The organism is Synechococcus sp. PH41509, from assembly GCF_020514285.1.
Taxonomy (GTDB): Bacteria; Cyanobacteriota; Cyanobacteriia; order PCC-6307; family Cyanobiaceae; genus Parasynechococcus.
The window spans coordinates 165,631-186,083 of record NZ_VTLD01000024.1; the positions used below are offsets into that span (position 1 = coordinate 165,631).

The following is a 20,453-nucleotide window of genomic DNA, read 5'->3' on the forward strand; positions in this document are numbered from 1 at the left end:
TCAGTTACTTGGATCGTTCTGAAATTCAGCTCGTCATCAGACCAAGTTCAAGGCGTGCAGAACCTGCACGCGGATGCCTCCCAAGCGGACCCATGCCCGCAGTGCATCGGCTTTGCAGGTGTAGGGCCTCCAGTCGTCCTCATGAATACGCCGTTGAATGTGACGCACCACCCGCTCAGCAACAACACGGTCGCTTGGCACCTTCAGCACAACCTGCTGACCGTTGACCAAGAGCGTCTCAGTCATTTTTAGGCGGTTTGATTAGCTCGCCGGTCTGCAACGACACCACAGCGAAGCTACCCACAAACACCAACGCCACCAAAGCCAGAAAGACTGCGGTGAGATTGCTGATCTCCAGCTGCCCGAGCATGAATGCGAAAAGACCTGACATCAAAAGCAGCGACGGCCTCTGAACTTAAACCGACTGGTCAGTGGTGAGAGTTCCCAGAACAACACCGGCCATAGACAGGCCGATCGCAAGCATCACAACGGTTTCGATCATGCTTTTTCACCAGAGGAGCTCGCGTTGAGCACGGCAACAGTTCGGGAGGACTTCACCGCAGGTTGCGCTGAAGAGGCAGATAAATCATTGGGCTGCCAGGTTGAAGCTGCTGAACAACGGGTCGGATTTTTCACCCAGGAACTACGGCCCATCACCAAACAACCAATTGGAACGATGATCGCGGCAACCGATTGGCCTGTCTGTTCGATCGGCAACCGACGCCGTGGGTGATCGCCATACAAGCGTTCAGTGATCTGAACAGCCGCATGCCAATAGGCCGACCCTCCACCGCTGCTTTTTCAAACGCAGCCAACAGGGGGATTTCTGCCTGCATCACATCGACCCCAAAACCATCCAAGATTTGGCGCGCATCCTGAGCAAGCGGTTGTTGACGACGATCCACCTTCACCAACAACGCGGTATGCATGGTGCCCATCTGCCGCAGCATTGAGGAGAGTTCAACCGTGAACTCGACGGCACCTACTGAGAGATTGTTGAGTTCATCTTCATGGCTTCTGGCTTGACCCTCCGTGATGATCACGGAGGCATGGCGCGTGGCTTTCGCTGCAGCCTCGGATGGAACCCCCTGAAACGGGAGAATTCCTCGGGCGAAGAGGCGGTTGCGGAACGGTTGCGATCCGCGTCCATAACACACACCGACATGCCCTGTTAAGCCCATACACAGGCCAGATGAATACTGGTGCAGGTTTTCGCCACACCTCCCTTTTGGCCCAAAAAAGTCAAAAACAGAATTCGGTTAAATGCGCGGAATGATCGCGTCATTCGGGAAGAACTCCTCAAACACACAAATGCGGTCGGCCCAGCGCGCCTCCACTTCCAAGCGCATTAAGCGGTTTCGCACCCACATCAATGTGTCCACATCAATGGGCTTATGAAGCTTGTGTTGCTGTGCCTTCACCCAATCATCTTTGCTCTGAGAGCTGTTCATCACATCTAAAACCGTGTGCCTACACGGTACGAACGGAGGCCCTTAGCGCTAGCAGCTTCACACTAAGTAAGCATCAAAGATCACTTAATTGCGGGCGAACTGTTCACAATGGCAACAAGTTAATGGAAGCTTTGAGTCCAGAACAATCCGTCAGAGCTTGAACCGCCAGATCGGTAGCCGATCCATCATTCCGTCACTCCAAGCAGCGACAAGATGAAGACAGTTCCTGAAACGCTGAGATGACGCAAACCACTGCCTACCCCACTCTGTTGCAGTCCATCACCAAGGCGGCTCAAAAAACGCCGCAACTCAAACCTCGCCCGGTGCATACACCGCCAAACGGGCGCGGAAGCAATTGAATGAAAACCGCTGAAATAGCATCCAAGCGGGGTTATTCAGGCCTGGGCTAAACAAGATTGCAGCTGTGTAACAGCATGAACGACACGTGGGTTGATATCGCCTCTATAAAGGTTGTGTAGCAACAGCTACGCAACTACGTTCACCTCGCCTTAGGCGAGGCGCAGTTCGATTCAGGCCATGGAACGGGGACCTGAGCTTGCTTCGAGGAACCCATCATGACCCTGACCTATCGCGGCCAGAAGTACACCAAGAACAACGCTGCTGCTTCCAGCAACCAGCGTTCTGTTCTCATTTATCGCGGTCAGAAAGTCGCGCGCTGACAACAGCAAAAAACGTTCGCTCAAGTCCCGCTTTGGCGGGGCTTTTTTTATGGCTGTTTCGTCGTGGGATCAGGTTGCTTGGCTTTCCAACGTTCAAACCAAACCGCCACACCCAAGGAGACAGCAATGGCGATGCCTGCACCAATACAGATGACCCCAAATTCCACTGGCATGGCACCACCGCAAACACAACAATCATCGGACATAAGCGATCAGTCCTGACTGGACGGCGTTATTGGACCAACGACTGATAAGCCTCGTTGACGTTGCGAAAAGCCTCTGCCGAACCGCCAAGGTCAGGATGGTGCTTTTTCACCAATTTCCGGTGAGCCTGCTTGATCTCGGTGAGTGAGGCATTGGCGTCCAACCCGAGGACATCTAAAGCTGCAAGCCGTGGATCACGTGGATGTCCAAAGTCCACACGATCTGTTCGCCTTTGATCACTTCGCGTGCGACGTCCCTGCCGCTTGGAGCTGAATTTTTCCTGTTGCTGACGCAGCTGTTCAACCACCCGTCGTGGATCCTCATCCAGCCACTCGCTAGCCCGGACGCCGAACATCGCAAACGCCGCCAGGACTGCCGATGTTTGTTTACTCGCCTTGGATCCCACCGCCACCCGCAGATCAGTTCCTAAACCAGGAACCAGACGATCGAGTCGCTGTTCAAGGGTCAGATGTGAGGGAAAACTGCTGCGGTTGAGCTGATCAATCAAAGACTCCAACCCGCGCTGACGCAGTGCACTCCATCCCGGCTGCTGTCCAAGCGACTGGCCCCAAGCCTGCACCTGGAGGCTGCTGATGCGCGGCGGAGCTTGCGCCGACGGCTCGCTCCAAGAGCGGTGGGAAGTGGATTCGGTTCGGAAGCGTTGGCGTTGCTGCCGCTGCAGTCGGTCCAACTCACGGTTGAGCCGCAACACCTCACGTCGAAGGGCATCGTTCTCCGCCAGCAACGCCTCAACATTGCTGGTGACCCGTTGTTCAGAACGTCCGCCAGACCAGTGACGCGGATCAAAACCCAAAGCGTTTCTCCCGTCTCACCACGGCAACAGCTCACCATTGGCATGCCAGAAGCTGCCGCTGTTGGCCATGGTCAAGGCATCAACCCGTGCCAACAGACCCTCCACCGCCTGCTCCGGGTCAATACCGCTTGGATTGAACTGGATCATGCGAGTCCGCACCAATCCAGGATGCAAAAGTGCAACGGCGATGCCGAGTGGCTCCAGATCAATCGCCAATGATTTTCCGGCCATATTGAGGGCCACCTTCGACATCCGATAGCCATAGGAACCTCCAGATGTGTTGTCATCGATGGAGCCCATACGGCTGGTCATCAACACCAACTTGGCACCACGGGGCATCTGATTCACCAAAGCCCGGGCGAGCAGCAGAGGAGCAAGGGCATTCACCTCAAACTGCCGAAAGATCCCCGTGGGATCCAGATCGGCCAACCGCATCGACTGCAGGATTCCAGCATTGAGGATGACGCCATCTAGCGGCAAGCCCGCCAAGCGGTGCACCAGATCATCGATGCATTGGCTGTCACTCAGTTCAAGGCCGGCTTCAACACGCACCCCTAGATGCTCCAGTTCATCACTGCTTTGACGGCAGACCGCCACCACCTCCTCGCCCCGAGCCTTGAGCTGACGGCAGTATTCCAACCCGATCCCACGGTTCGCGCCGGTGACCAGGAACGTCGACATGGGGAAATTTCAGCCACCGCCATCCTGCCGGCTCTTCCATCGATCCACCCAAGAGATCAAACGATTCGATCAATCGGATAGATCACCATCAACACCGTACTGATGCAGACACTGCTTCACAGTGAGCACCGAAATTGTGCCGCCGGTCTCCGCATTCACCAGTAAATACGGGCAGCCTCGAAGAACACAGCGACGTCGTGCGTCGATGTAGGCATCAAAAGCATGGGCATGGGAACACTCCTCCACCCAACCTTCGCTACTGAGATACCGCGTGAGAATCATGTCCAAAGTCCCCGAGGCCAGTGGTTATGGCTCAGGACATCCCTCATCCCAGGAAGTGACCTGAAGTCTTCGGGATCACAGCAGCACTGAAGACGCCAAATCAAAGCCATTCAAAAGGATTCAGCCGATCCCTGCACAACGGTGACCACTTGATTCCAGGTGGCATGAACCACGCGATAGGTCTTCAAGGTGGCGCGTGATTTGGTACGGGCATTCACAAAGGCTTTGAACTCCGTTTTGAAGCAGATCTCCTGAATCCATTGCCCACCTGAATCAAGCCTCTCGATGCAATACATCAGACAAAAGTCATTAAAAACATCACAACCGCAAAACTTTTGCTGAGCACAAAATCAAAAGGTGTAGTTCGGGATTGGGGCAAGAAAAAGCCCCCGCGGTTAACGGAGGCTCAGGTGGTGTGAGGAGTCGACGTTTTTTTTACAAAGGCCGACACTGTTTTCATAGCCTGATTTCACCGCGACGGCACCACCAGCCACAAAGCTTTGTCGGCTCAAAAATAAAGAAGACTTTCGCGACAGCGCTGGAGGGCCTCACGAACAGCGGTCAGCGCAGCTTCATCAGGTCGTTGCAGTCCGACAGGAACAACAACCAAATCATCAGGATCCATCCGGACCCTTGCCGAGAACCAGGTGCCATGCCCTGGCATGGACGCACGGCAGATCGGATCCTGCATGTCATCCAAACGACGTTCGATCAACCACCCTTCCACACGATCTAAGGGCTGGAAAGGCGTTGCCCCAAAGGCAACAGGCGAAATCAGGATCAGCAGCAACACACGCAATGGCTGCATCACAACGCTGGGGCGGCGGAAGCACACCCATCGTCACAGAGAACACCGGTTCGGCAGGGCCATTGCGTTAGAAGGGCGGCGTCGCGAAATCGTCGATGCCGTTATTTCGCTGTGAGGGATGCTCAATGCGCATCGAACGCTCCATGGAGGCCTACTGGCGCAACAAGGGGAAATTGCTGTGCTCCTCATGCCTAGACCGCCAGGCCATGCCTCAAAAAACGACCGAGGACGGTCGCCAGGATGGATCTTCAGGATTCCGTGACAACGGCAACAAAAGCTGACGCCAGCTGTGGAAATGATGGCGAAGCCATTCTTTCCTGAACCATGGGCTTCCTCGCCGTCGCCGGATGCATGCTCCTGGCCACAGCCATGTCTGCTGCACTCACCACCAAACCCTCCAAAGCCTGAGCGATCTGTACGCAACTCACAAACATCAAAGGAACTGGGCATGGCCCGGTTTCTTTTTGGTCACGACTGATGTGCCGATCAATCACAACGGAGGCATCACGGCACTCCCATAGCCATTCCTCTTTTCTTTCAGCGAAGAGATTTAGAAGTGCAAAACAAGCGTGCAAGGGGAACCCGCGTGGCTGTAGATCCTTGATCCAACGAAGGAATTCCATGGCGAACATCAGTCGTATCTGCGCCACCTCCAAGGGCACAACAATTGATGCCATCGGCCAGGGCCGTTATCGCGTCTGCAATCGTCAGGAGGTGTGCTCAGAAGTAGAAGGCCTTTGGCAGGCCTACGAGACCCTGCGGCGCCAAGAACAATCCTTAGGGTGATCCACACAATCAGGAATAGGTATCAACACTTACAGCGCTACTTTGTTCAGTACGTAACACTTAGTGCACCCCGGTGAGGGGTAATGCGTCGACTCTGGGAGGGCTTAGGGAACCCTCCTTTTTTATGCGTGGTCATCAGAGGTTCAGACTTCCTGCGCTGTCTTCTCCGAACTCCAAATACAGACACCGAGCGTCTTCAGCCCGCCCGCAATCAATCAGGTGTTGAACCCGTTCACGCCACCATTGCGACACACCAGAACTCAACTCTTTGTTGGGCAGACCTCCGAAAGATTCACTCACAGCAATCATTCTTGTTGAACAACGCTAAGGAAAGTGATTGATGCACCGATTCGGGTTGTTACCTGCTGTTAGCAGCTGTTGTTACTCAACCGAATCGTTCTGCACAACCAGCCACACCAATCATTTGTAGCGGTTCACACTCCGAAGAGCATCAAAGCCGCAGACAGTGAAATTGCGGATGAAACCTAGGGTTCCGATCTCTACACAGGGATGCCTGGTCCAAGAGGTTTCCACCGGCTTTGCCGGTTGCACGGAGGGATAAAAGCCCGGGAGACCGCCCTAACGCACACTCCCTTGTTTGATGCCATCCCCATCGGACCCCTCGGGGGCCTTCCAGCGTTCGCATCCCAGCGAAGGCATCCAGGCACTCGAAAAAGAACGCAAACTTCCACTCACCGGCTGGCAGCAAGAAGTTGACCAGGCCAAACGCTTCGGGCTCGAAGCAGCCGAAAGCATTGTTGACCGCAACATCTCCACCTTCTCCAGAGGTGAGCTGCCGCATTTCGCCGGCATCAACACCTTTATGAAGGCGCCCTACTTGGAAGACGTGAACCAAGTGGGCAACTACGACGTCGCCATCGTTGGCGTTCCCCACGACTGCGGCACCACCTACCGGCCCGGAACGCGCTTCGGCCCTCAAGGCATTCGACGAATTTCAGCGCTCTACACCCCTTACAACTACGAAATGGGGGTGGACCTACGCGAACAGATCACCCTCTGCGATGTGGGTGACATCTTCACGATCCCTGCCAACAACGAGAAGAGCTTCGATCAGATCTCCAAAGGCATCGCCCACGTGTTCTCCAGCGGCGCCTTCCCGATCATCCTCGGTGGCGACCACTCGATCGGTTTCCCCACGGTGCGTGGGGTCTGCCGCCATCTCGGCGACAAAAAAGTGGGAATCATCCATTTCGATCGCCACGTCGACACCCAGGAGATCGACCTGGACGAGCGGATGCACACCTGCCCGTGGTTCCATGCCACAAACATGGCCAATGCTCCGGCAGAAAATCTCGTGCAGCTGGGCATTGGTGGCTGGCAAGTGCCTCGGGAAGGAGTCAAGGTCTGCAGGGAGCGGGGCACCAATGTGCTCACGGTGACCGACATCACCGAAATGGGGTTGGAAGCCGCAGCTCAGTACGCCATTGAGCGAGCCACTGATGGCACGGACTGCGTCTACATCTCCTTCGACATTGACTGCATCGATGCCGGCTTCGTGCCGGGAACTGGCTGGCCCGAGCCGGGTGGACTGATGCCGCGGGAAGCCCTCAAGCTGCTCGAGCTGATCGTGCGAAACGTTCCCGTCTGCGGTCTGGAAATTGTTGAGGTATCACCGCCTTACGACATCAGTGACATGACCTCCCTGATGGCTACCCGTGTGATTTGCGACACCATGGCTCACCTTGTGGTGAGCGGTCAGTTGCCCCGCAAAGAGAAGCCGGATTGGATCAGCGATACCTGCAACATGAACGTTGATCAGAAGTGGAGATAGGCCATGCATGAAGTCGACATGACCAAGTGCCTGCTGATCTCCCTGAATGAATGGCGAAACCGTCGCGAGGACACCTCTGCGATGGTCGAAACCGTTCACCTCGATGTTGGGCGATTCACCTGCGTTGAACCCGATCAGCTGGTGACCACCTACAACGCTGCAGTGCAAGGAACCTGGCTGGATGGATCCCGGCTCACGATCACGGAAATCCCCTTTGTGGGCCGCTGCTTGATCTGCAATGACACCTACGACCCCGTGCCCGAAAACGCCTTCCGCTCTCCCTGCTGCGATCACCCGCTAGAGGAGATCGTCAGCGGTAGGGAATTACGCATCCGCAGCATCGATTACCGCAGCGATGCCGCTGCTGCCCTTGAGTCCGTTCCAATCCAGCGTCAGCGCTGAAACCAATACCCCCTTTTTTGCCATGCATATGCCTCTTGAGGACACCCTCGGCCTCAACCTGCTTGCAGCCAACACCCATCAGGCCGAACACAACAACGAGCATTTCCAGAGCTGGGATCTGCTTTGCCTCAACCTGATGAGCAGCCCGGGCGCAGGCAAAACCGCCTTGCTCGAGCGTTCCCTTCCAGCTTTGGCTCGCGAACTCAGCATGGCCGTGCTGGAAGGCGACATGACCACCCAACTGGATGCCGACCGCTTGGAAGCCGTTGGCATCCCGGTCGTCCCCATCACCACAGGCAGAGCCTGCCACCTTGATGCGGCAATGGTGAGTGGTGGCCTGAAGTTGCTGCAACAGCGACTGGATCCTTCCGCGCTGGATTTGCTGCTCGTGGAGAACGTGGGCAACCTGGTCTGCCCGGCGGAATTTGACGTTGGGGAACACAACAAAGTGGCGTTGCTGAGCGTTACCGAGGGCGACGACAAGCCGCTCAAGTACCCCCTGATGTTCCGCAACGCGGATGTGGTGCTGATCACCAAGGTGGATCTTCTGCCCCACCTGCCTGTGGATGTTGCGGCAATCCGCCGCAACATCCACAGCATCAACCCCAACGCCACGGTGATTGAGGTCTCCGCCCTCACAGGCGAAGGCCTGGATGCCTGGCACATCTGGGTGCGGCAAGCCCTCGCCAGCCGGACCGCAACAGCCCCTGCTCTGGCCACCGCCTGAGCACATCAATCCAACGTCTTGTTCCTCACGCCCATGCCATGACCAAACAACTACGCAACCTTCTCTTCGCCGGCCTTGCCATCATGCTGGCCGTCGCCTGCTCCAAACCCTCTACCCCGACGGTGGGCGGCACACCGATCGTTTTGGGCTACAGCAACTGGGCCGGATGGTGGCCGTGGGCCATTGCCGTGGAGGAAAAGCTGTTCGAAAAGAACGGCGTGAATGTGGAGATGAAGTGGTTCGACGGCTATGTGCAATCGATGGAAACCTTCGCCGCAGGCAAGATCGACGGCAACTCCCAAACCTTGAACGACACCATTTCCTTCCTACCGGGTGAGAACGGCGGTGAAGTGGTGGTTCTGGTGAATGACAATTCTGCTGGCAATGACCAGATCATCGCCGACGCCTCCATCACATCCATCGCCGATCTCAAAGGTAAGACCGTTGCTGTTGAGGAAGGCGTCGTGGACGACTACCTCCTCAGCCTTGCCCTCAAGGATGCTGGCCTTAGCCGCGACGACGTGGTGATCAAAGGCATGCCCACCGATCAGGCAGCCACTGCCTTCGCGGCCGGTCAGGTGGATGCCGTTGGGGCCTTCCCTCCTTACACCGGCACCGCGATGCAGCGTGAAGGCGCTCAGGTGATCGCCAGCTCTAAGGAATACCCCGGTGCAATTCCTGATCTGCTCACCGTCAGCGGTGATCTGATCAAGGACCGTCCCGATGATGTGCAGAAGATCGTGAAGACCTGGTGGGACGTTCGCGAGTTCATGGAGAAGAACCCCGAAAAATCCGAGGCGATCATGGCCAAGCGTGCCGGCATTCCCACCGAGGAATACGAGCAGTACAAGGACGGCACCCGCTTCTTCTCCATCGAGGAGAACCTCGAGGCCTTCAGCGATGGTGAGGGTATGAAGTTCATGCCATTCGCCGCTGACTCGATGGCCGACTTCATGGTTTCAGTGGGCTTCATCCCTGAGAAACCAGACATGAGCAAGCTGTTTGACGACAGCTTCATCAAGAAGGTCGCCGCCTCCTGATGACTGCCACGGCCGCCGCTGCCAGCAAGGGGAGAAGCACTGGTCTTCTCTCCCTCCTCACCCTTGGTGCCATGCCATCCAAGGCAGTGCGTGGCGGTCTGCAGGTGGCATCACTGCTGGTGCCCCTCCTGCTCTGGACCGCCATCGCCTCCCTTGGCCTGGTGGATGAAAAGTTCCTGCCCTCACCGCAGGCCGTGTTCCGCTCCCTGGCCTCCATGGCCGAGAGCGGAATCCTTTTTCAAGACATCGTCGCCAGCACCGGCCGTGTGTTCGGAGGATTTCTTTTGGCCACACTTCTGGCGGTACCGATCGGCATCTGCATGGGGGTGTACCCGGCGATCTGCGCCATCTGCGAGCCGCTGATCGCCATGCTGCGTTACATGCCTGCAGCGGCCTTCATCCCTCTGCTGATCATCTACCTGGGCATCGGCGAGGAGCCGAAAATCGCTCTGATTTTTCTCGGCACCATTTACTTCAACATCCTGATGGTGATGGATGCGGTGAAGTTCGTTCCGAAGGAACTCATTGAAACCACCCTCACCCTGGGTGGTCGCAGTCGGCAGGTGCTGGTGCAAGTCGTTGCCCGCTACAGCCTGCCCAGCATCATCGACACATTGCGAATCAACATCGCAACCTCCTGGAACCTCGTTGTGGTGGCTGAGCTAGTGGCCGCGGAAGTGGGCCTCGGCAAACGCATACAGCTCGCTCAGCGCTTTTTCCGTACCGATCAGATTTTCGCCGAGTTGATCGTCCTTGGTTTGATCGGCTTCGCCATCGACATGGGATTCCGGCTGTTGCTGCGTCTCAGCTGCAAATGGGCGGTGTGAGCCATGGAACTGATCGTTAACAACCTCAGCAAGCGTTTCGGGGAGAAATTGATCCTTGATCACTTGTCGTTCTCCATGCAATCCGGAGACTTCATGGCCCTGGTGGGCAGCTCTGGGTCTGGGAAGAGCACGATTCTGCGGCTGATCGCTGGTCTGGATCACCCGAGTAGCGGCAACATCGCTGTCGACGGCACACCCATATCCGGCCCTGGGCCAGACAGGGGCATGGTGTTTCAGAAATACAGCCTCTATCCCTGGCTGAACGCCGCTGAGAACGTTGCCTTCGGGATGCGACTCCAGCGGATGAAAGCAGCAGAGATCAAGGAGCGAACCGCCTATTTCCTCGAAGTGGTTGGGCTCAGTGACGCCGCCACAAAATTGCCGCGCGAACTGTCGGGGGGAATGCAGCAGCGGGTAGCCATCGCGCGGGCCCTCGCCACCAACCCCAGCATCCTGCTGCTGGATGAACCCTTCGGTGCTCTGGATTTACAGATCCGTGAATCGATGCAGGACTTCCTTCTCAAGCTCTGGCAACGAACAGGTTTGACAGTTCTGCTGATTACCCACGACGTGGAAGAAGCTTTGGTGTTGGCCCAGCGCGTTCATGTGCTTGCCCCCAATCCAGGGCGAATCATCCGCTCCCTCGATGTTGATCTCGATAAAACCGATCTTGATCAGCTGCGCCTAAGCAGCGACTTCCTCTCAATGCGTCGGTCCCTCTCCGCCACGATGCGAGAGCTGGAGCCGGCACTGTCCTGAGTGAAACCGTGTTGAATCAGCCGTTCCTTCCAGCATCGCTGTACCGCGGCGTCGCGATGCACCAATGGGACAGCCACACCTACGCCAACTATTACTGGCATCCAGTTGCAGGTATCGGCTACCTCCATCCAGGAGAGGTACTGGAAGTCACCATCCTGGATCAGCCACTTCTGCTCACTTGGCCTAAAGGTGAACAGCCCCGTGCTTTTCGCAACCGGTGTCCCCATCGCGGTGTTGCATTCCGGCCAGGGGCCGAAACAGGGCAGCCCTGTCGGCGCCTAATCTGCCCTTATCACGGCTGGACCTACAACCTGCGCGGGGAACTGCTGGCGGCGGCACGACAAGCAGAATTTGAGCAGAACTTTGACCGGCAGGAATGGGGGTTGCAAGAGCTTGCCTGCCGCATTGATGGCCCACTGATCTGGATCGCTTTGAGCGACCAGGCCCTAACGCTCGAGGAGCAGCTGCAGCTGATTCATACCGAAGCCGGAGGCGCCTGGAACTCTGCATCCGATCTGTTGCGGCAGAGCCGAAGCAACCTGGCCTGCAATTGGAAGATCGCCCACGACAACACACTTGACGACTACCACGTCGCCATTGCCCATCCGACAACGCTGCACCGCGAACAAGGGCCAGTGCGGGATTATCGCCATCGCTTCAGCCGGCACAACAACCTTCTGGAAACTCCTCACCCAGACGGTGGACGCTTCCTTACCTTCGGGCTGCCGCCATGGAGCCATCTTCTGGTCTGGCCAGACGGACGGTTGGCGTTTCTGGAATTTATGCCCGATCGAGCCGATCGCTGCACGATGCAATTGCGCTTGTTCGCAACCAGCGACGCCATGGATTCAGCCTCAGCCGACGCTTGGCTGAGGGAAATGCTCACCTTTCTGGAAGAAGACAAGGCTTTGGTTGAATCAGCCCAGCAGGGATATCAAGACGATTTCAAGCCAGGGCCACCGCATCGGCTGGAACGAAGGATCCTGCACTGGCAGGGTCTCTACCGAGAACGGTTGGGATCAGCAGGAATCAGCATTGTGGATCGCAGCCAGGAGGCCATCTCTGCATTGAGGAGCTGAACATCCGCAAGAGGTTCAGCTGTGAATGGATGAAGCGGCATGTAGCCATCGGGGCCGAACTCTGGCGTCATCGTGATCGGCAGTTCGGGCCTTGCGCTCTTATCAAGGAACAACTGCCAACAGCGGCGATGACTCTCGAGGGCCTCGGCCCATTCCGGTGCGAAAGGGTGGCTGACTGAGGGCCCCTGAGCATGGCCGATGCGGGCATGGATGTGATCAACCCGAGCGGCCATCGCTTGAATGGGGGGCAGCTCAGGCGACATCATCCGTTCCGATACCGCACACCAGTGACTCAGATCCGCTGTGAGCCGAAGGCGTGGATGGCGGGCCAGCCAGGCCGGCATGCGCCAGGGGTCGAACAGAGAACGACTGCGATGCGTCTCGAGCGTCACCGGAATGGAACAGGCATCGATCTGATCCAGAACGCTGTCAAGAAAGCGATGCTGCTCGACCTCATCCCAGCTGTCGCTGCCAGTGATCAGAGTGATCTTGAGAGGGGCCAGCCCCATGGCCCGCTCCAAGCCGCGCTGAATTTGATCAAGATGCTGTGATGGAGAGCCATTGAGATCGGGGGTGTAATCCCCCCCGGTAACAATTTCAAGAATCAGATGCTGTTTTGCATCCGAGACGCAGCGTCGGATCGCTTCTGGATTAAGGGCCTCGAGACAGGGGTGGTCGAGATTGACTTCTAAGCCATCAAACCGATCGCTTTCCGCCGATGAACAGGCCTGTTCCAGGGACGCCGTCCAGCCCCACAGTGTTTTGAACAGCAGCAACCTTGAGCTGCTCAATGGATCTCTGTAAACACCTGCGGCTGGATACCGAGATAAACCGCTTCGCGGAAGAGAGCCCGCTTGGCCTTGGCATCACGGTTCTGTTCTGCCAACCGGAAGCGCTCACGCAAGGATGCGATCAACGAGGTCTGACGTGGGTTGCCCGGAGCGCCGGGAACAGAGCTGGTCACCACCAGAGCACGATTTCGGCCTCAGTATGAAGGGGCATCACCCAAAGGTGTTGCCATTCCACCCCCAACAGCTCGCCTGCACATCTTCAAAACCGATGTACACCCGGTTGGAAGGGATTCCTGTGCGTGCCTGGATCAGTTCACAGAACGCAGCTGTCATCGCTGGTGGACGAAGGGCACCGATCGATTTCACCTCCACGTAGGCACAGGGCTCGTGGCTGCCGGCGAAGGTCATCGACACGCCCGTCTCCAGGAGCGTCATCACGTAGGCCTCCGGCTTGCCCGTCTGGTTGGCCAACTCGGAGGAAAGCTCCTGCAGCAAAGCCGATCCATCCTTCAGCGCCGGCAGCGATGTGCGCACGTTGATGAGGGGCATTGCACCAAGAAAGCTAGACAAAGCTTGGCACTCTCCAACAGCGAGTGCCAAGCATGACTAGCGATCAACCTCAAACATTTCCAAAAGAAAAGATCATCAATCTGAACAGCGTGCCTCAAAAGAAAGCTCGTAAGTTCACTAACAAAGTGATCAGTGCCATGATCCTTCTTCATATCTTTGGTCTGGGAGATGTTCTGCGACGCTTTGAACTCGAGCAGATCACAGGTCTGAAATTGATGGGCTTTAGGCCACTCAGCCTCGACGAGTTGATGCATTGGTCACAACACATTGCCGATCAACAAAACTGGGATGTTGATTCGATTCGGCAAGATGTCATAAGCATTTGGCTTGATCAAGCGGAAGACATCACCTGCTGGAGACAGCGACTGGATCGGGCGCCGGCCGAAGTGGAACTGCTGGCAGGCATTGGCGATCAGAACACATGGAGAGATCATTGGGAAGGCATGCTGCGCCAAACACCGCGTGCCGGCTGGCAATAACGAGCAAATTCAATGACAACCTGCCCACCGATCAGCGGCCGCGAACAGGACGTTGCGGCCTTGATGCTGAAACCACGTCAGGCCTGGTCCAATAGCGCGATCAAGTTTGAGCAACTTCGTTCGGGATTTGCCTGTGCTCTCCACATGCACCAACCGACGGTGCCAGCGGGAGCGGGCAACACATTGATTTCCCATCTTCAGTACATGCTGGATCACCCCAACGAAGGTGATAACCACAACGCTGAACCCTTCGCGCATTGCTACCGCCGTCTTGCCGAGCTCCTGCCAGAACTGATCAACGAGGGCTGCGCCCCAAGAATCATGCTCGACTATTCAGGCAACCTGCTGTGGGGAATCGAACAGATGGGGCGTCGCGATATCGGCGACGCACTTCATTACCTGGCCTGTGATCCCCTGATGCAGGAGCACGTGGAATGGCTTGGAACGTTCTGGAGTCATGCCGTTGCCCCATCAACACCGATCCCAGACCTGAAACTGCAGATCAGCGCCTGGCAACAGCAGTTCGAGGCCTGTTTCGGCAGAGCAGCACTGGAACGCGTCAAGGGATTTTCCCCACCGGAGATGGCACTACCGAACCATCCCGACACCTTGTTCGAATTTGTCAAAGCCCTGAAGGATGCCGGATATCAGTGGCTATTGGTCCAGGAGCACAGCGTCGAGCGCATCGACGGCAGCCCACTGCAGCGCGACCAGTGCTTTGTTCCCAATCGGCTTGTTGCCAGGAACAGCAAAGGCGAGGAAACCTGCATCACGGCGCTCATCAAGACCCAGGGCTCAGACACCAAGCTGGTGGGGCAAATGCAGCCTTATTACGAGGCGCTGGGCTGCGACCGCCAACAGCTCGGCGAGGTCGATGTGCCATCGCTCGTAAGCCAGATTGCCGATGGAGAAAACGGGGGCGTGATGATGAATGAATTCCCTGAGGCGTTCCGTCAGGCCAATCGCCAAATCCGTGACAACCCCAATGGCACCGTTGCCATCAACGGCAGTGAATACATCGAAGCCCTTGAGCGGAGCGGGGTGAATCCCAGCCACTCCCCGACCATTGAGGCTGTTCAGCACCACCGCCTCTGGAGAGAGGCCGGGGACAACGCCACTGCAGACGGCATTCAGAGCGCGATCAACAGGCTGAGTGACGCTGATGCTGGCTTCAACATGGAGGGTGCGTCTTGGACCAACAATCTCAGCTGGGTGGAGGGTTACGCCAATGTGCTGGGCCCCATGAATCAACTGAGTGCTCAGTTTCATGCGCTGTTTGATCAGACAGTCGACAGAGACTCCTCGATCACCTGCACGCAGGCCTATCAAGAGTCGCTACTCCATGTACTGCTGCTGGAAACCAGCTGTTTTCGGTACTGGGGGCAAGGCGCTTGGACCGATTACGCCCACGAGATCCATCGCCGCGGAAACGAACGCCTCAGTCAGGAGGATTGTTCCAAGCTGTGCAGCTAAGCGGCCACAGCCGTGAACCAAAAACTGAGAAACGCTTTACAGAGCGTTACATGCGTGTAACGTGGGCGCAGTACCAGGTTGAGCCATGGGCGACTACACGACGGCGATCATCGCCATGGTTGGCATCGGTGTTGTGCTCACCGCAGCTGTCGTGTTCGCCTTGATGCAACCCAGCGACCTCCCCCCTATCGACGAGAACCGCAACTAATCATGGGGATCGGGACTGAGCTTCTGATGGCTTTTACTGAAATCGGTATCGCACTTTTGGTTGCGATGTCACTTCCTGTTGCCGAGTCACCGAACTGATACTTAGGCGACACCTTTCAAGCGAAACTCAAGGTAAATCGAGGCTGCATCCATCTCACGGTCAAGTTCGACTAAATCACTGCATCTTGATTGCATCCAGCCATCTGTCTCTCTCCAGATTTGAAGCAGATAACGTCGTTCGAGATTTTGTCCAGATCCTTCCATTGCTTCACTGCGAGCTTCCTTAAACGTAGTGAATTGATCATGACATCGTTTTTGATGTCAACGTTTACCCACCGAGGTGTTTCAGAGTTGAGGCCCAGGAGCCAGAGGACTCGGCACGTTGAGTAAGTCTTGTTCAAGATCACGCAGCAGAAGCGCCAGCCCCACCCCCATCAGCGCGAGAGCAGCACCTCGCTCCTGATCACCAGCAGCCTCAACAGATCGAGCGAGCTCAAGATGTTGCGACCAGGAAAAGTGCATGAAACCATCAATCAATACCATCCTGAGAAAAATCCAGACGAGACAGACCAAAAAGCGACAACAGGCAATGCTCTGTCATCAAAATCATGTACGCACCAGAACACATCCGGCCTGAAACGTACCTGTTGTTACGACGACGCAGGAGCAGACCGATATTTTGATCCCAACTTGTCGACGTCACCATGGAGCCCATTGCTCTGACACTTGGCCAACAGTTCGACCTGGAACAGCGGACTCGAGATATCAGCACGATCACAGATGTCAAAGAGCTTCAGGAGATGAGCAAAGATCTTCTCTTGGCATGGCAGAAGGAGATCGCACGTTCACGGGCGGCAGCCATCTCACAACACAAATAACGGTTGATTAGAGTTGGTTCACTTCCTGGTTGAGCTATGAATCTGAGTCTGACTCAGCAATTCGAAGCTGAATCGATCAAGCGATCCATCGATGACACCAATGACCTTGAAACGTTGAAAGCCATTGCAAGAGAACTGGCTGATCTATACGTGCGACAAAGAGCAGCAACAGCATGGGTGATTGCTGAGCGTTAACGGGTTACACCTTGCTGTCCTTGCGCCAGCTTCGTTCCAAACGCTGGCGGGCATCATCAACGGATTGTTGACTTGATCGAGCCGTCTTCTTGCGAAATGGGCGCGTGATCGACCAAAACTTGATGGCAGAAGCAAACGCCACAACCAACCAGGCCAGCACAATCCAGCTTGGATTCGACATCGTCTCCCACGCATCATCACCATGATGACGAAGCGGGTGCCTATCAGCTCTATCGGACCTCCAACCAGCACAAACGTGGATCCTGAAGCTCGTCAACTCGTGATCAGCCAGCTTGTGGTGATTGCACTGCCGGTAGGAACTCTTTTCGGGGTCTGGCTTTGGATGCTCAACTGGAGCGGTCGTTCCCGCAGAGACCAGTGACCTTTCTTGCCGGCCTACTGGCTCCAATCCTGATGTTGTTCCATCTCGTCGGCCCCGTTCCTGCCGATTTGGGAGTCAGCAAGGGTGACCTCCGTGCTTGCAAGACGACCGCTCACTGCGCAAGGGAAGTGTGGGTGAGCTCAGATCCAACCGCAGATTTCAACATGCTGAACACGCTGGTTCGGCAGAGTCCCCGAATGGTTGTCGTGAATGAGAGGGAGGCCTACTTCCATGCGGAGGCAAGCAGCGCATTCTTCGGCTTCATTGACGACCTAGAAGTATTCGCAGACGACGACAAGAGCCAGATTCAAGCACGCTCCGAGTCTCGGATTGGTGACTCTGACCTTGGTGTGAATGCCGCAAGGATTTCGGAGCTGCGGTCCGCCCTAGAGCGCTGAAGGATCCTCACACCTTGGCTCGACGCATCTTGCGCACATCCAAGATCAACTCCTTGATACCCGCCACGAATCCGACAGCAGCTATCACCACAATGCCGGCGACCAGCACAGTTTCCACAAGGGCGCGAGGGTCAAACCAATCAGACACAGCATGAACCGTTGATCTGAACTCGTATTAGCCAGAGCCCGATAAAATGCCACGACGTGGCGCGATCGAAAAACACAAAACGTCAGACATGCACGACATCATCTGCCCCAACTGCAACACTGCCTTCAAGGTGGATGAGGCCGGCTATGCCGACATCCTGAAGCAGGTGAGAGATAGAGACTTTGAACAACAGCTGAACAAACGACTTGCACTGGCGGAACAGGACAAGCGCAATGCCATCGAATTGGCCATTGCCAAAAAAGACACAGAAATGCAGACGCTTGAAGCCCAACTCAAGCAAAGTGCGATGCATCAAGAATTAGCGATTAAAGATGCTGTCAATAAAGCCGAGAAGCAGCGAGATCGCATCGCCGCCGAACTACAGCAAATGCGGGAACAACAGGCGACACAGCAACGCCTCGCAGAGACCAGATTCGCCAAAGAGATGCAGGCGGTGACGCTTCAGAAAGATAGTGAGCTTCGTGATTTGCAGGCACAGCTGAATGCCGGTTCGATGCAACAGCAGCTAGCAGTGAATGAAGCGGTGAGCACGGTTGAGAAGCAACGAGATGCTCTCCAAAGCGTTTTAAACGAAACAGAGCTGAAGCATCAACTGGAATCACAATCGCTCAAGGAACGCTATGAAACCCAGCTCAGTGACCGAGATCAAGCCATAGAACGACTGCGCGACATGAAAGCGCGACTCTCCACCAAAATGGTGGGAGAAACTCTTGAACAGCACTGCGAAACCGAATTCAACCGCATTCGTGCTGCTGCTTTCCCGAAGGCCTACTTCGAAAAAGACAACGATGCCCGCAGTGGTAGCAAGGGCGATTACATCTTCCGCGACCAAGACGAACTCAACAATGAAATCATCTCAATTATGTTTGAGATGAAAAACGAAGCCGACACAACAGCCACCAAGAAGAAAAACGAGGATTTTCTCAAAGAGCTCAATAAAGATAGAAATGAAAAGAACTGCGAGTATGCAGTTCTTGTATCGCTCCTCGAGCCCGAAAATGAGTTATACAATTCAGGAATCGTTGATGTTTCTCATCGCTATACAAAAACCTATATCATTCGGCCACAGTTTTTTATTCCATTTATCACTTTGCTACGCAATGCTGCTCTGAAATCGCTTGAGTACAAGGCAGAGCTTGCCCTTGTAAAAGCTCAGAATATTGATGTAACCAACTTCGAGAACGACCTCGAAACCTTCAAAACGGCATTCTCACGAAACTACGACCTTGCCTCGAGACGCTTCCAAACGGCGATTGATGAAATCGATAAATCCATTGATCATCTCCAAAAAACTAAAGATGCGCTGATGGGAGCTGATCGAAATCTTCGCCTCGCCAATGACAAAGCGCAGGATGTCACCGTTAAAAAGTTGACCCGCAAAAATCCAACGATGGAAGCAAAGTTTGCCGATTTAGACAATTCAGCTGACCAACAATCCGCCTAAACGATGCCTTCCAGCCCACGCAACCGCATCGGCGAGGTTTACGGAAAGCTCACTGTAGTGCGCGCTTCCGAACGTCGAACCAAAGCAGGGAACGTTTACTGGTGGTGCCGCTGCAGCTGTGGAGCAGAGCGAGAGGTACCCAGCGACAAATTGTCGCTCAACACAGCGCGTCGCAAACCCACCGTGAACGCTTGCGAGCATTGTGCGAGAGAACTCCAGATTGAAGGGGTTTATCGCAAAAACGATCGGGAGGAGAAAGAACGCCGCCAAGCAGCTGTTGAGGCCAGATCGAAATTGGTAGGACAAGTTCCCGAGCGCTGGCTGACGCTGCCTCTAACCGATGCACATGCTCGTGAACAAGGGAAAAAACTGTTTTTTCGCGGGACCACGTGCCTTCGGGGCCACTTGGCGCCTTACCGAATTAACGGGGGCTGCCTGGCTTGTTCGGGTCAGACCCCATCTGCGGCAAATTCGCCATCAACCAAGCCCACAGGGTCATAATCGCAGCCCCGAACGCCAACATTGCTAGAAGCTTGGATTCCATCAAAGAAAATCGAAGTCGTCTTCAGAGTCACCAGAAAATGCATTCATAACGAGTGCAGAAAAAGGGACGAATACAGCTGCAAGCACGAGTATTTCCACAGGCTTAAAACGTTGATCCGAACATAACTGGTTTTACTTTACAAAAAGTCATCAGCACTACCGTTCCACTGGAGTGAGTCCAAATACTCAATTCTCTGCCGTCATAGGCATTTCACTCTGTTGTCAGCCGTGAGGGCCGAATCAGACTGAGGTGAGTCGCAAGACGAAGATGCCAAAGATGCTTAGGTCGGCCTCGGAAAGAATCCGCAACCTTCTGAAGCCGCCGGTTCAACAGAGCATTTCCGAAGACCGGCTCCGCAATGATCGGCAGAGCTACTTCGCCATAACACGAGCCCTGATCGATGCCCAGCTCGAATGGCGTGATGCTGAACTCACCTCACGCTTATGGCAGGAGGTGGTCGACCGTGGCATGGATCGTGGTCGCATCCTTCAACTCCTCTTCAGCGTTGAGGCACCCCATGACGACGAAGCTCTACAGAGGTCTGACTTGGCCTATCTCCAACTGATCGATCCCAAGGATCCCTGAAGGAGG

At 55.5% G+C, this 20,453-nt stretch carries 33 protein-coding genes and 1 riboswitch; of the genes, 19 read left to right on the forward strand and 14 right to left on the reverse strand.

What is annotated here, in order from left to right; all coding sequences use genetic code 11:
• Positions 1–36 precede the first annotated feature (36 nt).
• The 4 genes from FZZ88_RS09085 to FZZ88_RS09095 all read right to left on the reverse strand — a co-directional run bounded on the left by FZZ88_RS09085 (position 37) and on the right by FZZ88_RS09095 (position 1,451).
• The gene (locus FZZ88_RS09085) at positions 37–246 is read right to left on the reverse strand and encodes a hypothetical protein (RefSeq protein ID WP_166016629.1); all 210 of its coding nucleotides are present in this window, start codon (positions 244–246) and stop codon (positions 37–39) included.
• On the reverse strand, positions 239–370 hold the full coding sequence (locus tag FZZ88_RS12165) for a hypothetical protein (protein WP_255453053.1): 132 nt from the start codon (positions 368–370) through the stop codon (positions 239–241). The genes FZZ88_RS09085 and FZZ88_RS12165 overlap by 8 nt, the downstream gene beginning before the upstream one ends.
• Positions 371–653: 283 nt before the next feature.
• On the reverse strand, positions 654–1,181 hold the full coding sequence (locus tag FZZ88_RS09090) for a hypothetical protein (protein WP_226423621.1): 528 nt from the start codon (positions 1,179–1,181) through the stop codon (positions 654–656).
• A 78-nt stretch (positions 1,182–1,259) separates the two neighbouring features.
• Positions 1,260–1,451, reverse strand: a complete 192-nt coding sequence (locus FZZ88_RS09095) for a hypothetical protein (RefSeq protein WP_115094203.1) — start codon at positions 1,449–1,451, stop codon at positions 1,260–1,262.
• 575 nt (positions 1,452–2,026) lie between these two features.
• Between FZZ88_RS09095 and FZZ88_RS09100 the strand changes: the two genes are divergently transcribed.
• Positions 2,027–2,131: a DUF4278 domain-containing protein gene (locus tag FZZ88_RS09100; RefSeq protein WP_166016630.1), complete on the forward strand. Its 105-nt coding sequence runs from the start codon at positions 2,027–2,029 to the stop codon at positions 2,129–2,131.
• Between the two features lie 232 nt (positions 2,132–2,363).
• Here FZZ88_RS09100 and FZZ88_RS09105 read toward each other — a convergent pair whose 3' ends face one another.
• From FZZ88_RS09105 to FZZ88_RS09125, 5 genes are all read right to left on the reverse strand, one after another.
• Positions 2,364–3,149, reverse strand: a complete 786-nt coding sequence (locus FZZ88_RS09105; RefSeq protein WP_166016631.1) for a J domain-containing protein — start codon at positions 3,147–3,149, stop codon at positions 2,364–2,366.
• A 15-nt stretch (positions 3,150–3,164) separates the two neighbouring features.
• Positions 3,165–3,830 (reverse strand): SDR family oxidoreductase, encoded by a 666-nt coding sequence (locus tag FZZ88_RS09110; RefSeq protein WP_166016632.1) that lies wholly within the window; start codon positions 3,828–3,830, stop codon positions 3,165–3,167.
• Between the two features lie 69 nt (positions 3,831–3,899).
• Positions 3,900–4,112: a hypothetical protein gene (locus FZZ88_RS09115; RefSeq protein WP_166016633.1), complete on the reverse strand. Its 213-nt coding sequence runs from the start codon at positions 4,110–4,112 to the stop codon at positions 3,900–3,902.
• A 110-nt stretch (positions 4,113–4,222) separates the two neighbouring features.
• Complete coding sequence (locus tag FZZ88_RS09120; protein ID WP_115023459.1) at positions 4,223–4,408, reverse strand: hypothetical protein; 186 nt, start codon at positions 4,406–4,408, stop codon at positions 4,223–4,225.
• 212 nt (positions 4,409–4,620) lie between these two features.
• The gene (locus FZZ88_RS09125; protein ID WP_166016634.1) at positions 4,621–4,920 is read right to left on the reverse strand and encodes a hypothetical protein; all 300 of its coding nucleotides are present in this window, start codon (positions 4,918–4,920) and stop codon (positions 4,621–4,623) included.
• A gap of 125 nt (positions 4,921–5,045) precedes the next feature.
• Here FZZ88_RS09125 and FZZ88_RS09130 point away from each other — a divergent pair, with 125 nt between their 5' ends.
• The 9 genes from FZZ88_RS09130 to FZZ88_RS09170 all read left to right on the forward strand — a co-directional run bounded on the left by FZZ88_RS09130 (position 5,046) and on the right by FZZ88_RS09170 (position 12,332).
• On the forward strand, positions 5,046–5,201 hold the full coding sequence (locus tag FZZ88_RS09130) for a hypothetical protein (RefSeq protein WP_226423622.1): 156 nt from the start codon (positions 5,046–5,048) through the stop codon (positions 5,199–5,201).
• 340 nt (positions 5,202–5,541) lie between these two features.
• Positions 5,542–5,706, forward strand: coding sequence for a hypothetical protein (locus tag FZZ88_RS09135; RefSeq protein ID WP_166016636.1), 165 nt, complete (start codon positions 5,542–5,544; stop codon positions 5,704–5,706).
• 474 nt (positions 5,707–6,180) lie between these two features.
• Positions 6,181–6,281: riboswitch (guanidine-I (ykkC/yxkD leader) on the forward strand.
• A 26-nt stretch (positions 6,282–6,307) separates the two neighbouring features.
• Positions 6,308–7,498: an agmatinase gene (speB, locus tag FZZ88_RS09140; RefSeq protein ID WP_166016637.1), complete on the forward strand. Its 1,191-nt coding sequence runs from the start codon at positions 6,308–6,310 to the stop codon at positions 7,496–7,498.
• Positions 7,499–7,501: 3 nt separating this feature from the next.
• A complete protein-coding gene (locus tag FZZ88_RS09145) occupies positions 7,502–7,900 on the forward strand; it encodes a hydrogenase maturation nickel metallochaperone HypA (protein WP_166016638.1) in 399 nt (132 codons plus the stop codon).
• 22 nt (positions 7,901–7,922) lie between these two features.
• Positions 7,923–8,627, forward strand: a complete 705-nt coding sequence (hypB, locus tag FZZ88_RS09150; protein WP_166016919.1) for a hydrogenase nickel incorporation protein HypB — start codon at positions 7,923–7,925, stop codon at positions 8,625–8,627.
• 38 nt (positions 8,628–8,665) lie between these two features.
• Positions 8,666–9,667, forward strand: coding sequence for an ABC transporter substrate-binding protein (locus FZZ88_RS09155; RefSeq protein ID WP_166016639.1), 1,002 nt, complete (start codon positions 8,666–8,668; stop codon positions 9,665–9,667).
• Complete coding sequence (locus tag FZZ88_RS09160) at positions 9,667–10,494, forward strand: ABC transporter permease (RefSeq protein ID WP_166016640.1); 828 nt, start codon at positions 9,667–9,669, stop codon at positions 10,492–10,494. Before FZZ88_RS09155 ends, FZZ88_RS09160 begins: the two co-directional genes overlap by 1 nt.
• Before the next feature lie 3 nt (positions 10,495–10,497).
• Complete coding sequence (locus tag FZZ88_RS09165) at positions 10,498–11,253, forward strand: ABC transporter ATP-binding protein (RefSeq protein ID WP_166016641.1); 756 nt, start codon at positions 10,498–10,500, stop codon at positions 11,251–11,253.
• An 8-nt stretch (positions 11,254–11,261) separates the two neighbouring features.
• The gene (locus FZZ88_RS09170; RefSeq protein ID WP_166016642.1) at positions 11,262–12,332 is read left to right on the forward strand and encodes an SRPBCC family protein; all 1,071 of its coding nucleotides are present in this window, start codon (positions 11,262–11,264) and stop codon (positions 12,330–12,332) included.
• On the opposite strand, the gene FZZ88_RS09175 is transcribed toward FZZ88_RS09170, so the two are convergent.
• From FZZ88_RS09175 to FZZ88_RS09185, 3 genes are read right to left on the reverse strand one after another with little or no spacing between them, the layout of a single operon-like run.
• Positions 12,254–13,123: a sugar phosphate isomerase/epimerase gene (locus FZZ88_RS09175; protein WP_166016643.1), complete on the reverse strand. Its 870-nt coding sequence runs from the start codon at positions 13,121–13,123 to the stop codon at positions 12,254–12,256. The genes FZZ88_RS09170 and FZZ88_RS09175 overlap by 79 nt on opposite strands.
• Positions 13,120–13,299 carry a hypothetical protein gene (locus FZZ88_RS09180; RefSeq protein ID WP_166016644.1) on the reverse strand — a complete coding sequence of 60 codons (180 nt, stop codon included), beginning with the start codon at positions 13,297–13,299 and terminating at the stop codon, positions 13,120–13,122. Before FZZ88_RS09180 ends, FZZ88_RS09175 begins: the two co-directional genes overlap by 4 nt.
• Positions 13,300–13,333: 34 nt before the next feature.
• A complete protein-coding gene (locus FZZ88_RS09185; RefSeq protein WP_166016920.1) occupies positions 13,334–13,672 on the reverse strand; it encodes a phenylpyruvate tautomerase MIF-related protein in 339 nt (112 codons plus the stop codon).
• Positions 13,673–13,830: 158 nt separating this feature from the next.
• On the opposite strand from FZZ88_RS09185, the gene FZZ88_RS09190 reads away from it, so the two are divergent.
• The 3 genes from FZZ88_RS09190 to FZZ88_RS12170 all read left to right on the forward strand — a co-directional run bounded on the left by FZZ88_RS09190 (position 13,831) and on the right by FZZ88_RS12170 (position 15,853).
• The gene (locus FZZ88_RS09190) at positions 13,831–14,172 is read left to right on the forward strand and encodes a hypothetical protein (RefSeq protein ID WP_166016645.1); all 342 of its coding nucleotides are present in this window, start codon (positions 13,831–13,833) and stop codon (positions 14,170–14,172) included.
• 12 nt (positions 14,173–14,184) lie between these two features.
• The gene (locus FZZ88_RS09195) at positions 14,185–15,645 is read left to right on the forward strand and encodes a glycosyl hydrolase family 57 (protein WP_230332864.1); all 1,461 of its coding nucleotides are present in this window, start codon (positions 14,185–14,187) and stop codon (positions 15,643–15,645) included.
• Positions 15,646–15,730: 85 nt separating this feature from the next.
• The gene (locus FZZ88_RS12170) at positions 15,731–15,853 is read left to right on the forward strand and encodes a hypothetical protein (RefSeq protein WP_255453054.1); all 123 of its coding nucleotides are present in this window, start codon (positions 15,731–15,733) and stop codon (positions 15,851–15,853) included.
• A 344-nt stretch (positions 15,854–16,197) separates the two neighbouring features.
• On the opposite strand, the gene FZZ88_RS09200 is transcribed toward FZZ88_RS12170, so the two are convergent.
• Positions 16,198–16,374, reverse strand: coding sequence for a hypothetical protein (locus FZZ88_RS09200; protein WP_166016647.1), 177 nt, complete (start codon positions 16,372–16,374; stop codon positions 16,198–16,200).
• A gap of 392 nt (positions 16,375–16,766) precedes the next feature.
• Here FZZ88_RS09200 and FZZ88_RS09205 point away from each other — a divergent pair, with 392 nt between their 5' ends.
• The 3 genes from FZZ88_RS09205 to FZZ88_RS09210 all read left to right on the forward strand — a co-directional run bounded on the left by FZZ88_RS09205 (position 16,767) and on the right by FZZ88_RS09210 (position 17,705).
• Positions 16,767–16,925, forward strand: a complete 159-nt coding sequence (locus tag FZZ88_RS09205) for a hypothetical protein (RefSeq protein WP_166016648.1) — start codon at positions 16,767–16,769, stop codon at positions 16,923–16,925.
• Positions 16,926–17,181: 256 nt separating this feature from the next.
• The gene (locus FZZ88_RS12175; protein WP_255453055.1) at positions 17,182–17,307 is read left to right on the forward strand and encodes a hypothetical protein; all 126 of its coding nucleotides are present in this window, start codon (positions 17,182–17,184) and stop codon (positions 17,305–17,307) included.
• Positions 17,308–17,339: 32 nt separating this feature from the next.
• Positions 17,340–17,705, forward strand: a complete 366-nt coding sequence (locus FZZ88_RS09210) for a DUF1499 domain-containing protein (protein ID WP_166016921.1) — start codon at positions 17,340–17,342, stop codon at positions 17,703–17,705.
• Between the two features lie 7 nt (positions 17,706–17,712).
• Here FZZ88_RS09210 and FZZ88_RS09215 read toward each other — a convergent pair whose 3' ends face one another.
• Positions 17,713–17,853 (reverse strand): hypothetical protein, encoded by a 141-nt coding sequence (locus tag FZZ88_RS09215; RefSeq protein ID WP_166016650.1) that lies wholly within the window; start codon positions 17,851–17,853, stop codon positions 17,713–17,715.
• Positions 17,854–17,941: 88 nt separating this feature from the next.
• Here FZZ88_RS09215 and FZZ88_RS09220 point away from each other — a divergent pair, with 88 nt between their 5' ends.
• From FZZ88_RS09220 to FZZ88_RS09230, 3 genes are all read left to right on the forward strand, one after another.
• Positions 17,942–19,318 (forward strand): DUF2130 domain-containing protein, encoded by a 1,377-nt coding sequence (locus FZZ88_RS09220; protein ID WP_166016651.1) that lies wholly within the window; start codon positions 17,942–17,944, stop codon positions 19,316–19,318.
• 3 nt (positions 19,319–19,321) lie between these two features.
• On the forward strand, positions 19,322–19,819 hold the full coding sequence (locus FZZ88_RS09225; protein ID WP_226423623.1) for an early protein (E6): 498 nt from the start codon (positions 19,322–19,324) through the stop codon (positions 19,817–19,819).
• 310 nt (positions 19,820–20,129) lie between these two features.
• Positions 20,130–20,447: a hypothetical protein gene (locus tag FZZ88_RS09230; protein WP_166016652.1), complete on the forward strand. Its 318-nt coding sequence runs from the start codon at positions 20,130–20,132 to the stop codon at positions 20,445–20,447.
• The last annotated feature ends 6 nt before the right edge of the window (positions 20,448–20,453 follow it).

Excerpts from the sequence above, each read along its gene's own strand:
- FZZ88_RS09195 (WP_230332864.1), top strand. The coding sequence starts at position 14,185 with ATGACAACCTGCCCACCGATCAGCGGCCGCGAACAGGACGTTGCGGCC.
- FZZ88_RS09120 (WP_115023459.1), bottom strand. The coding sequence starts at position 4,408 with ATGTATTGCATCGAGAGGCTTGATTCAGGTGGGCAATGGATTCAGGAG.
- hypB (WP_166016919.1), top strand. The coding sequence starts at position 7,923 with ATGCATATGCCTCTTGAGGACACCCTCGGCCTCAACCTGCTTGCAGCC.
- FZZ88_RS09085 (WP_166016629.1), bottom strand. The coding sequence starts at position 246 with ATGACTGAGACGCTCTTGGTCAACGGTCAGCAGGTTGTGCTGAAGGTG.
- FZZ88_RS09145 (WP_166016638.1), top strand. The coding sequence starts at position 7,502 with ATGCATGAAGTCGACATGACCAAGTGCCTGCTGATCTCCCTGAATGAA.
- speB (WP_166016637.1), top strand. The coding sequence starts at position 6,308 with ATGCCATCCCCATCGGACCCCTCGGGGGCCTTCCAGCGTTCGCATCCC.
- FZZ88_RS09165 (WP_166016641.1), top strand. The coding sequence starts at position 10,498 with ATGGAACTGATCGTTAACAACCTCAGCAAGCGTTTCGGGGAGAAATTG.
- FZZ88_RS09115 (WP_166016633.1), bottom strand. The coding sequence starts at position 4,112 with ATGATTCTCACGCGGTATCTCAGTAGCGAAGGTTGGGTGGAGGAGTGT.
- FZZ88_RS09125 (WP_166016634.1), bottom strand. The coding sequence starts at position 4,920 with ATGCAGCCATTGCGTGTGTTGCTGCTGATCCTGATTTCGCCTGTTGCC.
- FZZ88_RS09200 (WP_166016647.1), bottom strand. The coding sequence starts at position 16,374 with ATGCACTTTTCCTGGTCGCAACATCTTGAGCTCGCTCGATCTGTTGAG.
- FZZ88_RS12170 (WP_255453054.1), top strand. The coding sequence starts at position 15,731 with ATGGGCGACTACACGACGGCGATCATCGCCATGGTTGGCATCGGTGTT.
- FZZ88_RS09135 (WP_166016636.1), top strand. The coding sequence starts at position 5,542 with ATGGCGAACATCAGTCGTATCTGCGCCACCTCCAAGGGCACAACAATT.
- FZZ88_RS09095 (WP_115094203.1), bottom strand. The coding sequence starts at position 1,451 with ATGAACAGCTCTCAGAGCAAAGATGATTGGGTGAAGGCACAGCAACAC.
- FZZ88_RS09225 (WP_226423623.1), top strand. The coding sequence starts at position 19,322 with ATGCCTTCCAGCCCACGCAACCGCATCGGCGAGGTTTACGGAAAGCTC.
- FZZ88_RS09110 (WP_166016632.1), bottom strand. The coding sequence starts at position 3,830 with ATGTCGACGTTCCTGGTCACCGGCGCGAACCGTGGGATCGGGTTGGAA.
- FZZ88_RS09205 (WP_166016648.1), top strand. The coding sequence starts at position 16,767 with ATGAATCTGAGTCTGACTCAGCAATTCGAAGCTGAATCGATCAAGCGA.
- FZZ88_RS09090 (WP_226423621.1), bottom strand. The coding sequence starts at position 1,181 with ATGGGCTTAACAGGGCATGTCGGTGTGTGTTATGGACGCGGATCGCAA.
- FZZ88_RS09220 (WP_166016651.1), top strand. The coding sequence starts at position 17,942 with ATGCACGACATCATCTGCCCCAACTGCAACACTGCCTTCAAGGTGGAT.
- FZZ88_RS09100 (WP_166016630.1), top strand. The coding sequence starts at position 2,027 with ATGACCCTGACCTATCGCGGCCAGAAGTACACCAAGAACAACGCTGCT.
- FZZ88_RS09130 (WP_226423622.1), top strand. The coding sequence starts at position 5,046 with ATGCGCATCGAACGCTCCATGGAGGCCTACTGGCGCAACAAGGGGAAA.
- FZZ88_RS09185 (WP_166016920.1), bottom strand. The coding sequence starts at position 13,672 with ATGCCCCTCATCAACGTGCGCACATCGCTGCCGGCGCTGAAGGATGGA.
- FZZ88_RS09230 (WP_166016652.1), top strand. The coding sequence starts at position 20,130 with ATGCCAAAGATGCTTAGGTCGGCCTCGGAAAGAATCCGCAACCTTCTG.
- FZZ88_RS09210 (WP_166016921.1), top strand. The coding sequence starts at position 17,340 with ATGTTGTTCCATCTCGTCGGCCCCGTTCCTGCCGATTTGGGAGTCAGC.
- FZZ88_RS09155 (WP_166016639.1), top strand. The coding sequence starts at position 8,666 with ATGACCAAACAACTACGCAACCTTCTCTTCGCCGGCCTTGCCATCATG.
- FZZ88_RS12165 (WP_255453053.1), bottom strand. The coding sequence starts at position 370 with ATGCTCGGGCAGCTGGAGATCAGCAATCTCACCGCAGTCTTTCTGGCT.
- FZZ88_RS09190 (WP_166016645.1), top strand. The coding sequence starts at position 13,831 with ATGATCCTTCTTCATATCTTTGGTCTGGGAGATGTTCTGCGACGCTTT.
- FZZ88_RS09160 (WP_166016640.1), top strand. The coding sequence starts at position 9,667 with ATGACTGCCACGGCCGCCGCTGCCAGCAAGGGGAGAAGCACTGGTCTT.